The organism is Variovorax sp. YR750, assembly GCF_900109805.1.
GTDB lineage: Bacteria > Pseudomonadota > Gammaproteobacteria > Burkholderiales > Burkholderiaceae_C > Variovorax > Variovorax gossypii.
The window spans coordinates 91,077-103,899 of record NZ_FOBJ01000019.1 but is presented as its reverse complement, the minus strand read 5'-3'; the positions used below and the strand labels follow the sequence as shown (position 1 = coordinate 103,899).

Below are 12,823 nucleotides of genomic sequence, written 5' to 3'. Positions count from 1 at the left end.
GAAACTGTTGCTGATTTCGGCTTACTTATCAAATCAGCCTTGCGATCCTACAGTTCAGTCATCGTTACTGAAAGGTGCATTCGCCATGAAAGCCGTCGGCTACTACCAGCCCCTCCCCATCGACAACCCCGAATCGCTGCAGGACATCGAGCTGCCGGCCCCCGTGCCCGGCGCGCGCGACCTGCTGGTGCGCGTGAAGGCGGTGTCGGTCAACCCGGTGGACACCAAGGTCCGCAAGAACGCCGCGCCCGAGGCCGGCCAGGCCAAGGTGCTGGGCTGGGACGCGGTCGGTACCGTCGAGGCCGTCGGCTCCGGCGTGAAGAACTTCAGGACCGGCGACCGCGTGTACTACTCAGGTTCGATCATCCGCCCCGGCAGCAACGCCGAACTGCACGCGGTGGACGAGCGCATCGCGGCGCTGGCGCCGAAGAGCCTCGACGACTCGCAGGCCGCCGCGCTGCCGCTGACCACCATCACCGCCTACGAGCTGCTGTTCGACCGCCTGCGCGTGCCCAAGGGCGGCGGCGAGGGACAGACGCTGCTGGTCACCGGCGGCGCGGGCGGCGTGGGTTCCATCCTCATCCAGCTCGCGCGCCAGCTGACCAAGCTGCGCGTGGTCGCCACCGCCTCGCGCGCCGAAACCCGCGCATGGTGCCTGGAGCTGGGCGCGCACACGGTCATCGACCATTCGAAGCCGCTCGCGGCCGAGCTCAGGGCCGCCGGTATCAATGAGGTCGACATGGTCGCCAGCCTCACGCAGACCGACCAGCACTACGCGCAGATCATCGAGAGCCTCAAGCCCCAGGGCCAGCTCGCGGTGATCGACGACATGAAGGTGCTCGACGCGATGCCGCTGAAGACCAAGTGCATCTCGCTGCACTGGGAAATGATGTTCGCGCGCTCGCGCTTCGAGACGCCCGACATCGCCGAGCAAGGCGCGCTGCTGGCCGAGGTGGCCGCGCTGGTCGACGCGGGCCGCATCCGCACCACCGCGAACGCGAGCTTCGGCACCATCAACGCCGCCAACCTGCGCAAGGCCCACGCGCTCATCGAGAGCGGCAAGGCGCAGGGCAAGGTGGTGCTGGCGGGGTTCTGAGCGCCCGCGCTAGCTGGACTGCCACGGCAGTCCGCGCATGCGCTCGCGCTTTTCCTCTTCGTCGAAGTGCGCGAGCGATGGCTTGATGAGATCGCTGCGCGCCACGATGCCGACGAGAGCGAGCGACTGCGCGTCCTTCACCACCGGCAGCCGCTCCAGCCTGTGGCGCGCCAGCCGCGTGGCGACGGCGCGGCAGTTCTCGCCCGGCAGCGCGAAGTAGAGCGGCGCGTCGGCGCAGGCATCGCCCACCGTGGCGATCGGGTCGCTCGTGCCGCGCGCGGCGAGCATCGCGCGATCGGCCACGCCGATCACCGTGCCGTTGCGCAGCACCGGGAACGCGCGATGCGCCTGCCCTTCGCCGAAATGCTCGAACAGCGCCTGCGTCACCGGCATGGCCGCGTCGATGCTGCGCACCTCGCGCGTCATCACTTCTTCCACCGAATGCCGCTCCAGCGGATCGATGCCGTACTCGCGGTAGATGTGATAGCCGCGGCGCGCGATCTTCTCGGTGAGGATCGAGCGGCGCATCGTCAGCACGGTGAAGCCGTAGGCCACGGCCGATGTGGCCAGCAGCGGCAGCAGCGCGTTGCTGTCGTGCGTGAGCCCGAAGGCGAAGATGGTGGCGGTGAGCGGCGCGCGCATCACGCCGCCCAGCGTGGCCGCCATGCAGACCAGCGGCCAGAGCATCGGATCGTTGCCGGGCAGCACGTGCGACAGCACCACGCCGAGGCCGGCGCCCATCATCAGCAGCGGCGCAAGCACGCCGCCCGAGGTGCCGGAGCCCAGCGAGATGGCCCAGATGACGGCCTTCACCGCCAGCAGCGCGAGCACCACGCCGAGCGCGAGGTGGTTGTGCAACAGGTCGCCGATCACGTCGTAGCCCACGCCCAGCGCGCGCGGCTGCAGCCAGCCGCCGATGCCCACGGCCAGGCCGCCGATGGCGGGCCACCACATCCAGTGCAGCGGTAGCTTGCCGAACCAGTCTTCCACCTTGTAGAGCGAGATCGAGAGCGACGCCGACAGCGCGCCGCACAGCACGCCCGCGATCACGCACGACAGCATGGCGAGCGGGCCGGGCACGGCCGTCTGCAGCGGGAAGAGCGGGCCCGGGTCCATCAGCAGCGGCCGCGCGAAGCCCGCCACCGCGCAGGCCACGGCCACCGGCAGCAGGCTGCGCGGGCGCAGCTCGAACAGCAGCAGCTCGACGGCCAGCAGCACCGCAGCCACCGGCGTGCCGAACACGGCCGTCATGCCGGCGGTGGCGCCCGCCACCAGCAGCGCCTTGCGCTCTGCGGCAGTGAGACGGAAGTGCTGCGCGATCAGCGAGCCGATGGCGCCGCCGGTCATGATGATCGGCCCCTCGGCGCCGAAGGGCCCGCCGCTGCCGATGACGATGCCCGACGAGAGCGGCTTGAGCAGCGCCACCTTCGGCGACATGCGGCTCTTGCCGAACAGGATCGCCTCGATGGCCTCGGGAATGCCGTGGCCGCGGATCTTGTCGGAGCCGTAGCGCGCCACCAGCCCGACGATGAGCCCGCCGATCACCGGCACCACGATGACCCATGCGCCCAGCGTGTGCGTGGCCGGCGAGCGCTCTGCCAGAGAGAAGGTCTGGAAGAAGAACAGGTTGGTGAAGAAGCGGATCAGGTCGAGCAGCACGCGCGCGGCCACGGTGCTGATGGCGCCGATGAAGGCGGCCATGACGGTGATGCGCATGAGCCGCGTGTTGAGCGCGAAGTCGCCGCGCGGCGGGTGGGAGGAAGCCTTGGTCGTCATGGTGCTCACGGGGCGTCGGGAAGATCGATCTGCGGCACGTCGAACACGCCCTTGAGCGAGCGCAGTTCCGCGCGGTGGAGTTCGGCCAGCCTCGACAGCAGCTTCTCGCCCTCGGCGAGCAGGTGCACCTCGACCTGCCGGCGGTCGGTTTCGCTGGGCCGGCGCTGCACGAGCCCGAGCGCCTCGCAGCGCGTGACCAGCGCGACCGCGCCGTGCGGCTGCAGCTGCAGGCGCTCGGCGATCTCGCCCACCGAGGCCCAGTCGCGCCCGGGCACGCCCTTGATGTGCAGCAGCACCAGGTACTGCTGCGGCGTGAGGCCCTCGCCCTGCGCGGCGCGTTCGGAAAAGCGCTCGAAGCGGCGCATCTGGTAGCGGAACTGGGAGAGCGCCTCGAAGTCCTTCTTGGCGAGCTTGCGGGGTGTGGGAGCCATGGCGGTGCGGTCGACGGAACGGCCGCGAATATATCACGTCATGACATATTTGCCGTGCGACACAATCGATGGCATGACTGCCGACATCATCGAATCCGACACGCCCCGCCTGCGTCTGCGCCAGTGGCGCGACAGCGACCTGGCACCCTTCTTCGAGCTCGCGGGCGATCCGCAGGTGATGGAATTTTTGCTGCCGCTGCCCACGCGCGCCGACAGCGACGCGGCGGTCGCGCGCACGCGCTCGCGCATCGCCGAGAACGGCTGGGGCTTCTGGGCGGTCGAGCACAAGGACTCGGGCGAGTTCATGGGCTTCACCGGGCTCAATTCACCGGCGGCCGAGCTGCCCTTCTCGCCCTGCGTGGAGATCGGATGGCGTTTCGCACGCAAGTGGTGGGGCCATGGCTACGCCAGCGAGGCGGCACGCGCCGCGCTGCAGGTGGGCTTCGGGCAGCTGGGGCTTCGGGAGATCGTCGCCTTCACCGCATGGAACAACACCCGCTCCAGCGCGGTGATGGAGCGCATCGGCATGAAGGAAGACGTGGACGGCGCCTTCGACCACCCGCTGGTGCCCGAGGGGCACGCACTGCGGCGGCACCGGCTCTACCGCATCGCGCGCCCGCAGGGCTGAAGAAAGGAAGGAGCGCTACTTGGCCTTCGACACGCGCCACACGGCGTTGCCCACGTCGTCCGCCACGATCAGCGCACCGCTCTTGTCCAGCGCCACGCCCACCGGCCGGCCCTGCGCCTTCTCGTCGGCCGTCAGGAAGCCGGTCAGCACGTCGACGGGCGGCCCGCTGGGCTTGCCGCCGATGAAGGGCACGAATACCACCTTGTAGCCCGACTTGGGCTTGCGGTTCCACGAGCCGTGCTCGCCGATGAAGACGCCGCTGGCGAACTGCTCGGGCATGCCGCCCGGGCGCGAGAAGGCCAGGCCGAGCGGCGCGACGTGCGAGCCCAGCGCGTAGTCGGGCGCGATCGCCTTGGCGACCATCTCCGGGTTCTGCGGCGTGACGCGCGCGTCGACCACGCCGCCGTAGTAGCTCCAGGGCCAGCCGTAGAAGGCGCCGTCCTTCACCGAGGTGAGGTAGTCGGGCACGAGGTCGCTGCCGATCTCGTCGCGCTCGTTCACCACGGTCCACAGCACCTGGGTGTCGGGCTCCCAGCCCATGCCGTTGGGGTTGCGCAGGCCGCTGGCGAAGAGGCGCTTCTCACCCGACTTCGTGTCGACTTCCCAGATGGCGGCCCGGCCCGCCTCGGCCGGCAGCCCGTTCTCGCCGATATTGCTGTTGGAGCCCACCGTCACGTAGAGCTTGCTGCCGTCGGCGTTGGCGATCACGTTCTTGGTCCAGTGGTGGTTGATGCCGGCGGGCAGCTGCGTCACCAGCGTCGGGCTGGCGCCGATCGAGGTCTGGCCCTCGGTGTAGGGCACCTTCACCAGTGCGTCGGCATTGGCGATGAAGAGCTCGTTGCCGACCAGCGCCATGCCGTAGGGCGAGCGCAGGTTGCTCATGAACACCTGCCTGACCTCGGCCAGGCCGTCGCCGTTGGCGTCGCGCAGCAGGGTGATGCGGTCGGCGCTGGGCACGCCCGCGCCGGCGCGGCCCATGACCTTGCCCATGACCCAGTTGCGGATCTTGGCGACGGGGCCGCTGCCGCCGTCGTTGCTGTCGGCGGGCCTGGGCGGCTTGTTGCTCTCGGCCACCAGGATGTCGCCGTTGGGCAGCGTGTAGACCCAGCGCGGGTGGTCGAGGCCGCGCGCCAGCGCCGTCACCTTCAGGCCCTCGGCGGGCACGGGCGCGGCGGTGTCGGTCCAGCCGACGGCGGTGGCGACGTTGACGGTGGGAATCAGCGTCCTGTTCGGCTCGGCCAGCTGCGGCCGAGGGCCGGTCGTCAGCTCGGGGGCGAGCTTGGCGGCCTCGCCGCAGCCGGCGGCGAGCAGCACGGCGGCCAATGCCGCGACCGCGGTGCGCGGCCATGAAGGCCCCATGCGGGTGGGTACTTGCTGCGGTCGATTCATGCGTGATCCTTCGCGCGGCCGACTGCCGCATGCGGCGCATCATCCCAAGGCGGGCGGGCCCGGGAGTGTCGGTCGTGGGCGCTTTCTGGCGTGGGCGCACCTCATTCGCGCATCGCCGCTACCATCGCCGGATGACCGACGACCTGTTCCGCGCCGACGCCTACCTGCGCAGCTGCGACGCCCGCGTGGCGCGCATCGACGATGCCGGCATCGTGCTCGACCGCACCGTGTTCTATCCGCAGGGCGGCGGGCAGGCCGGAGACAGCGGCGTGCTGGCCCTGGCCGGCGGACGCGAGATCGTCATCGCCGACACCCGCAAGGCCAAGGACGCGGAAGGCCGCCCGACCGACGAGTTCATCCATGTGCCGGCGCCCGGCCAGGAAGACCTGCTGGCGGCGCTGAAGCCCGGCGACACCGTCACCGCCCGCCTCGACTGGGAGCGCCGCCACCGGCTGATGCGCTTCCACACGGCCACCCATCTCCTGTGCCACCTGGTGCCGCAGCCTGTGAACGGCTGCTCCATCACCCCCGAGTACGCACGGCTCGACTTCCACATGACCGACCCGCTGGACAAGGACTCGCTGACGGCCGGCCTGGCCCGGCTGGTCGAGGCGGCCCACCCGCTGACCGTGGGCGCCATCACCGACGAGGAGCTCGACGCCAACCCGGCGCTGGTGAAGAGCATGAGCGTGCAGCCGCCGCGCGGCTCGGGCACGGTGCGCACCATCCGCATCGGCGGAACCGGCCCGGACGACGCGCAGATCGACCTGCAGCCCTGCGGCGGCACGCATGTTGCAAACACCGCGGAAATCGGCGCGGTGGTGGTCACCAAGATAGAAAAGAAGAGCGCCAGCAGCCGGCGCGTGGTGCTGGGCTGGGCCCCGCAGGCAACCGCGGCGGCCTGAAGCGCCCGGAACTTCGCCCCCACCGATTGCTCCGACTGACGGCATGATCTTTCCGCGCATCCAATTCGCTACGCTTCTGATAGCAACAGCTGCAGCCAGCATGCCGGCCGCGGCGCAATCGACTCCCGAGCTGGCATCGAAGCCGGGCGCGGTGGTCACCACCCCCCATGTGCGCGCCGAACTCATCGCCCACGCCCCGGACGGCGTGACGCCCGGTGCCCCGGTATGGGTCGGCCTGCAGATCGCGCACCAGCCCGAGTGGCACACCTACTGGAAGAACGCCGGCGATTCGGGCCTGCCCACCGAGATGACGTGGACCCTGCCGGCCGGCGTGTCCACCGGCGAGGTCGCCTGGCCGGCGCCGAAGAAGATCCCGGTCGGCACCCTCGCGAACTACGGCTACGAGAACACCGTGCTGCTGCCGGTACCGCTGGAGGTGTCCACGCTCTACAAGCCGCCGGTGGCGCTGGGCGGCACCCCGGCGATGGACATCCAGCTCAAGGCTTCCTGGCTGGTCTGCCGCAAGGAATGCATTCCCGAGGAAGGCACCTTCACGCTGGCGCTGCCGCTGCAGGGCTCGACCGCGCTGCACAAGGCCGAGTTCGATACCGCCTTCGCCGCCCGGCCCGCGCCGCTGGCCAAGCCGGGCGCCATCGAGGTCGAGGGCCACAGCCTGAAGGTGCGGCTCGAGGGCCTGCCGGCCGCCGCGCAGGGCAAGACACTGGAGTTCTTCCCCGAGACCCCCGAGGTGATCCGCACCGCGGCCGTCTCCGGCAAGGACTGGACCCAATCCTGGCAGGGCGACACCTGGACCGCCACGATGCCGCTGGCCGACCAGCGCAGCGCGAGCCCCACGGCGATGCCGGTGGTGGTGACGCTGGCCGAGGCCGACCGGCAGGCCGGCCAGCCGGTGGCATGGCGCGCCGAGGCCCCCGTCTCGGGCACCTGGCCCACGGCCGCCGCGCCGCGTGCCGCCGAGGTGTCGCCGGCCCTGCAGGCGGCGCTCGCGGCCAACGCTGCGAATGCCGCGGCCGCGAAGTCCGGCGACCTGCCCGCCCCCTCTTCCACCACCTTCCTGGCCGCGCTGCTGGGCGCGCTGTTCGGCGGCCTGCTGCTGAACCTGATGCCCTGCGTGTTCCCGATCCTCGCGATCAAGGTGCTGGGCTTCGCGCGGCAGGCGGGCAACGCCAGCGCGCACCGCAAGGCCGGGCTGGCCTATACGGGCGGCGTGATGCTGTCCTTCCTTGCGCTGGGCGGCGGCATGCTCGCGCTGCGCGCGGCGGGTGCGGGGCTGGGCTGGGGCTTCCAGCTGCAGTCGCCGGGCGTGGTGGCTGCACTGGCGGCGCTCTTCACGCTGATCGGGCTGAACCTCGCGGGCGTGTTCGAGTTCGGCCGCGCCGCGCCTTCCTCGGTGTGCAGCGCGCAGGCCAAGCATCCGCTGGCCAACGACTTTCTTTCCGGCGTGCTCGCCGTGGTCATCGCATCGCCCTGCTCCGCGCCGTTCATGGGCGCCTCGCTCGGCTTCGCCATCGGCCTGCCGGCGGCCCAGGCGCTGCTGCTGTTCGCGGCGCTGGGCTTCGGGCTGGCGCTGCCGTATCTCGTGGCCGGCTTCGTGCCCGCCGTGGCCTATCTGCTGCCCAAGCCCGGACCGTGGATGGGCACGCTGCGCCGCCTGCTCGCCTTCCCGATGTTCGCCACCGTGGCGTGGCTGGTGTGGGTGCTCGGCCAGCAAAGCGGCATCGACGGCGCGGGCACGCTGCTGGCGCTGCTGGTGTGCCTGGCCGCCATCGTCTGGGCGCTCACGCTGCGCGGGCGCGCGCGGGTCGTGATCGCGGGCGTGCTGATCGCATTCACCGCCGTGCTCACTGCCGCCATCGGCCGCAACGTGCTGCAGGCGGTGGAGCCCGCCAAGCTGGCATCGGCCGCGCCGGGCGCCGCCGGCCAGCGCTGGCAGCCATGGTCCGCCGAACGCGTGGCGCAGTTGTCTGACGCGGGCCGTCCCGTGTTCATCGACTTCACCGCCGCCTGGTGCGTGACCTGCCAGTACAACAAGAAGAGCACCCTGTCCGACGCGCAGGTGCTGGCCGACTTCGACGCCAAGAAGGTCGCCACGCTGCGCGCCGACTGGACCCGCCGCGACCCCGCCATCACCGCCGCGCTCACCGCGCTGGGACGCAGCGGCGTGCCGGTGTACGTGCTGCAGGCGCCGGGCAAGCCGCCGGTCGTGCTGACGGAGATACTGGGCAAGGACGAGGTCCGCGCCGCGCTTGCCGCGCTTTGACCACCGGCGTGACATGGGTTGTCACATGCACTTGAAGAAACCGTTCTAAGCTGCAGTTGTTGTTTGGAATTTTGTTTTGGAGTTCAAGCTGGCCATGTCTCTCTCGCCAACCGCAGACTCGCGTTCCTTCCGCGCCGCGCGCAATGCCCGCGCCGCCCTGAGCCGGGCCTCCCGCCGTGCCGTCGTCGCAGCAGCCGTGGCGCTCGGCGCCACCTTCCTGATGGGCAACAACGCCGCGGCCGCACCCACCGTGGGCCAGCAGGCGCCCGACTTCGTCGCGGTCGACACCAACGGCGCCAAGCACAAGCTGTCCGACTTCGCGGGCAAGTTCGTGGTGCTCGAATGGACCAACCCCGGCTGCCCCTTCGTGCGCAAGCACTACGGCAGCGGCAACATGCCCGCCACGCAGAAGGCCGCGACCGACAAGGGCGTGGTGTGGCTCGCCATCAATTCCACCGAGCGCGCCGCGTCCGACTACCTCAAGCCCGACGCGCTCGACGCCTGGATGAAGTCGCAGAAGGCCGCGCCCACCGCCGTGCTGATGGACGAGGACGGCCTCATCGGCCAGGTCTACGGCGCGCGCACCACGCCGCACATCTTCATCATCGACCCCAAGGGCACGCTGGTGTACGCGGGCGGCATCGACAGCATCGCCTCGGCGCGCGTGGACGACATCAAGACCGCGACCAACTACGTGAACCAGGCCCTGGGCGAGGCCTTCGGCGGCAAGCCGATCTCGGCCGCCGCCACGCGGCCCTACGGCTGCTCGATCAAGTACAAGACCTGACGCAGGACGCCCCGCGCCGGATGAGCGAAGTTCGAGGAACGGCCGGCTACGGCGCCAATGCCGGGGCGCTCGCGCAGCAGTACGAGAGCCTTCGCTTCGAGGACGTCCACCGCGAAGTGCTGCACCTGTTTCCAAGCACGCCGGGCCGCGTGCTGGACATCGGTGCCGGTTCCGGGCGCGACGCCGCGGCGCTCGCCGCGCTGGGCCACCGGGTGGTGGCGGTGGAGCCCACGCCCGAGTTGCGCGCCGAAGGCATGCGCCGCCACGCCGCGCTGCCCATCGAATGGATCGACGACCACCTGCCCGGGCTGGCTCGCACGCTGGCACTCGGCGTGCGGCATGACCTGATCCTCCTGACCGCCGTGTGGATGCACCTGGACGCCGCCGAGCGCGCTGCCGCCATGGAAGCTCTCGCGGGGCTGGTGGCCGAAGGCGGCCAGGTCGCGATGTCGCTGCGCCATGGTCCCGTGCCCGAGGGCCGGCGCATGTTCGAAGTCTCGGCGCCCGAAACGATCGAACTCGCGGCCCGACACGGACTGCTGCCGCGCTTTCTCGGCGAACGCGAGGACATGCTGGGCCGCGCCGACGTGCGCTGGAGCTTCCTGGTCCTGCAGCGCCCCGCGTGACAGTGACAGCTACCTGACCGGCGCAGTCAGGTTGCGGTCGGGGAGCCCGGCCTACCCTTGGGGCGCACACATCGCCAGTACAGCCCAAGGGGACAACAAGATGAATCCTGCGCCCAGCGCCGCGCAACCGGGCACTGCCGCCCGCGCCTCCACCACCGCCTCCTCCTCCAAGTTCGCCACCGTCCTGCGCGTGACCGGCGGCAACTTCATGGAGATGTTCGACTTCTTCCTGTTCGGCTTCTACGCCACGCAGATCTCGAAGGCATTCTTCCCGGCCGGCAACGAGTACGCCTCGCTGATGCTGACCTTCATGACCTTCGGCGCCGGCTTCCTGATGCGTCCGCTGGGCGCGATCTTCCTGGGCGCGTACGTCGACCGCGTCGGCCGCCGCAAGGGCCTGATCGTCACGCTCGCACTGATGGCGCTCGGCACGCTGCTGATCGCCTGCGTGCCCGCCTACGCGACCATCGGCCTGGCGGCGCCGCTGCTGGTGCTCATCGGCCGGCTGCTGCAGGGCTTCTCGGCCGGCGTGGAGCTCGGCGGCGTGTCGGTGTACCTGTCGGAGATGGCGACGCCGGGCCACAAGGGCTTCTACGTGAGCTGGCAGTCGGCCAGCCAGCAGGTGGCCATCGTCGTGGCGGCGGCCATCGGCTACTGGCTCAACGTGACCTTCTCGCCGCAGGAGATCGGCGACTTCTACTGGCGCATTCCCTTCTTCGTGGGCTGCCTGATCGTGCCGGTGCTGTTCATCATCCGTCGCTCGCTGCAGGAGACCGAGGAGTTCATGGCGCGCAAGCACCGCCCCGACGCGCGCGAGATCTTCCGCTCGATGGTCGCCAACTGGGGCCTCGTGATCGCCGGGATGATGCTGGTGTCGATGACCACCGTGTCGTTCTACCTGATCACCGTCTACACGCCCACCTTCGGCAAGGCCGTGCTGCACCTGAGCACCACCGACGCGCTGATCGTCACGCTGTGCGTGGCCATCTCCAACTTCATCTGGCTGCCGATCATGGGCGCGCTGTCCGACCGCGTGGGCCGCAAGCCGCTGCTGATCGTGTTCACGGTGCTGACCATCCTCACCGCCTACCCGGCCCTCAAGTGGCTGGTGGGCGCGCCCAGCTTCGCGCGCATGCTCGAAGTGGAGCTGTGGCTGTCGTTCCTCTATGCCAGCTACAACGGCGCGATGGTGGTCGCGCTCACCGAGGTGATGCCGGTGAACGTGCGCACCGCCGGCTTCTCGCTCGCCTACAGCCTCGCCACCGCGATCTTCGGCGGCTTCACGCCGGCCATCGCGACAGGGCTGATCGAGATGACCGGCGACAAAGGCGCGCCAGGCCTGTGGATGACCGCCGCCGCCGTCTGCGGGCTGATCGCCACGCTGGTGCTGTACCGGCGCAATGTGAATCCGGCCGACGCGGGACGCGTGCCGGCGGTCTGAGCGACAGCTACCAGCTGCCCGAGGCGCCGCCTCCGCTGCTGGAGCCACCGCCGCCGGACGACGAGCTGTCCGACGACGAACTGCTGCTGCTCGAAGAACTGCTCGACGAGCCGCTGCTCCAGCCGCTGTCGGAACTGTCGCCGTCGCCGCTGCCCGAGCCGAAGATCGGGAAGACGAACATGAACAGCAGCGCGAGAACGGTCGCGATCGCAGTGGGAATCCAGGTCTCGTCAGGCAACGGACCTGGCTCCGTGATCACGACCACCGCGCCGACCACGCCCAGCAAGACGATCCACCGGACCGCGAAGCCGAGCGCGCTGCCGTCCCGCCAGGTGTTGCGGATGCCGAAGACGATGACCGCGACCAGCAGGCTCGCGCCGCCGATGGCCAGCGCCCAGAGGAAGCCCGGCCAGAACACATCGCCGCCGACCATGAAGGCAATGCAGACCAGCGCGGCGATCACCGCGGCGATGCCGCCGAGCACATAGGCCACTTCCTTCACACGTCCGCACAGATAGCCAAGGCCGTACAGGAAGAGCGCCGGAATGGCCAGGAACCCCGCCATGAACGGATTCAGCAGCATGGCGGCCCCGCCCAGCGGACCCGCGCCGACAAGGCCGAGCACGAGCCGCCAGTCGCGCGGCTTGCGAGGCGTTTCGGGTTCGATCTCATGCAGCGCCTCGGCCCAGGGCTCGGGGCGCTGGATGCGCCGTCCGCGCTTGCCCGAACGCTTGCCGCGCGAAGGAGGCCGCGAGGTGCGGCGCCGCGTGCCGACGAGAGGCCCCGCGCCGAGGCCATGCCATGCTCCCACGCCGATGCTCCACAGCATGACGCCAAGGAAGGCCTTCCCCTCGGGCGTGATGCCTCCGCCGGATGCCGTCGGCTCGCGCACGGCTTCCTCGTCCACCGGCAGCGGCGTGGACGCTGCGTCCGACGCGAGCGTGTCGGGCCATGGCTGCGCCGCCGATGGCACGTCGATCAGCTGCGACAGTGCCCGCACCGCAGCCTGCACGCCGCCCGCATAGTCGCCACCGCGAAAGCGCGGCGCCATCTGCCGGTCGATGATCGCGGCCGCCTGGATGTCGGTGATGGTGCCTTCGAGGCCCTTGCCGACCTCGATGCGCATCTTCCGGTCCTTCAGCGCAACGAGCACCAGCACGCCGTCGTCCTCGTCCTTGCGGCCCAGCTTCCACTTCGCGAACACACGCGTGGCGTACTGCTCGATCGCCTCCTGACCCGTGGTCGGCACGATCAGCACCGCGAGCTGCGCCTGCGTGCTGCTCTCGAGGGCGGTGATGTCCTGTCGCAGTGCCTCGGCATCGCTCGCGCCCAGCGTGTTCGTGAGATCGACCACCCGCGTCTTCATCGGCGGCACGGGCACCAGGGCTGTCCTGGTTTGTGCGAACACCGGGCATGAGCCCAGCGCGATGCACAGCAGGATGAGAGCGGAACAGAGCCACTCC

At 70.2% G+C, this 12,823-nt stretch carries 11 protein-coding genes; 7 read left to right on the top strand and 4 right to left on the bottom strand.

The genetic code is table 11. The annotated features are described in order from the left end of the window. The first annotated feature begins 85 nt into the window (after positions 1-85). Positions 86-1,096: a zinc-binding alcohol dehydrogenase family protein gene (locus BMY35_RS31855; protein WP_093207176.1), complete on the top strand. Its 1,011-nt coding sequence runs from the start codon at positions 86-88 to the stop codon at positions 1,094-1,096. A gap of 9 nt (positions 1,097-1,105) precedes the next feature. Here BMY35_RS31855 and BMY35_RS31850 read toward each other — a convergent pair whose 3' ends face one another. Together BMY35_RS31850 and BMY35_RS31845 are read right to left on the bottom strand one after the other, a co-directional pair. After that, positions 1,106-2,872 (bottom strand): chloride channel protein, encoded by a 1,767-nt coding sequence (locus BMY35_RS31850; protein WP_093207466.1) that lies wholly within the window; start codon positions 2,870-2,872, stop codon positions 1,106-1,108. 5 nt (positions 2,873-2,877) lie between these two features. Next, positions 2,878-3,303 (bottom strand): MarR family winged helix-turn-helix transcriptional regulator, encoded by a 426-nt coding sequence (locus tag BMY35_RS31845; protein ID WP_093207173.1) that lies wholly within the window; start codon positions 3,301-3,303, stop codon positions 2,878-2,880. Positions 3,304-3,376: 73 nt separating this feature from the next. On the opposite strand from BMY35_RS31845, the gene BMY35_RS31840 reads away from it, so the two are divergent. Then, positions 3,377-3,931, top strand: a complete 555-nt coding sequence (locus BMY35_RS31840; RefSeq protein WP_093207170.1) for a GNAT family N-acetyltransferase — start codon at positions 3,377-3,379, stop codon at positions 3,929-3,931. 15 nt (positions 3,932-3,946) lie between these two features. On the opposite strand, the gene BMY35_RS31835 is transcribed toward BMY35_RS31840, so the two are convergent. Continuing rightward, a complete protein-coding gene (locus BMY35_RS31835; protein WP_177213757.1) occupies positions 3,947-5,320 on the bottom strand; it encodes a PQQ-dependent sugar dehydrogenase in 1,374 nt (457 codons plus the stop codon). A 131-nt stretch (positions 5,321-5,451) separates the two neighbouring features. Here BMY35_RS31835 and BMY35_RS31830 point away from each other — a divergent pair, with 131 nt between their 5' ends. The 5 genes from BMY35_RS31830 (at position 5,452) to BMY35_RS31810 (ending at position 11,360) form a co-directional block, all read left to right on the top strand. After that, positions 5,452-6,225 (top strand): alanyl-tRNA editing protein, encoded by a 774-nt coding sequence (locus BMY35_RS31830; RefSeq protein WP_093207464.1) that lies wholly within the window; start codon positions 5,452-5,454, stop codon positions 6,223-6,225. A 43-nt stretch (positions 6,226-6,268) separates the two neighbouring features. Then, positions 6,269-8,506: a protein-disulfide reductase DsbD family protein gene (locus tag BMY35_RS31825; protein WP_177213756.1), complete on the top strand. Its 2,238-nt coding sequence runs from the start codon at positions 6,269-6,271 to the stop codon at positions 8,504-8,506. Positions 8,507-8,600: 94 nt separating this feature from the next. Further along, complete coding sequence (locus BMY35_RS31820) at positions 8,601-9,293, top strand: redoxin domain-containing protein (RefSeq protein ID WP_177213755.1); 693 nt, start codon at positions 8,601-8,603, stop codon at positions 9,291-9,293. A gap of 20 nt (positions 9,294-9,313) precedes the next feature. Continuing rightward, positions 9,314-9,919 (top strand): class I SAM-dependent methyltransferase, encoded by a 606-nt coding sequence (locus BMY35_RS31815; protein ID WP_093207165.1) that lies wholly within the window; start codon positions 9,314-9,316, stop codon positions 9,917-9,919. A 100-nt stretch (positions 9,920-10,019) separates the two neighbouring features. Continuing rightward, positions 10,020-11,360 carry an MFS transporter gene (locus BMY35_RS31810; protein WP_093207163.1) on the top strand — a complete coding sequence of 447 codons (1,341 nt, stop codon included), beginning with the start codon at positions 10,020-10,022 and terminating at the stop codon, positions 11,358-11,360. 7 nt (positions 11,361-11,367) lie between these two features. On the opposite strand, the gene BMY35_RS38440 is transcribed toward BMY35_RS31810, so the two are convergent. Next, on the bottom strand, positions 11,368-12,741 hold the full coding sequence (locus BMY35_RS38440) for a TPM domain-containing protein (RefSeq protein WP_256230191.1): 1,374 nt from the start codon (positions 12,739-12,741) through the stop codon (positions 11,368-11,370). Positions 12,742-12,823 lie beyond the last annotated feature (82 nt).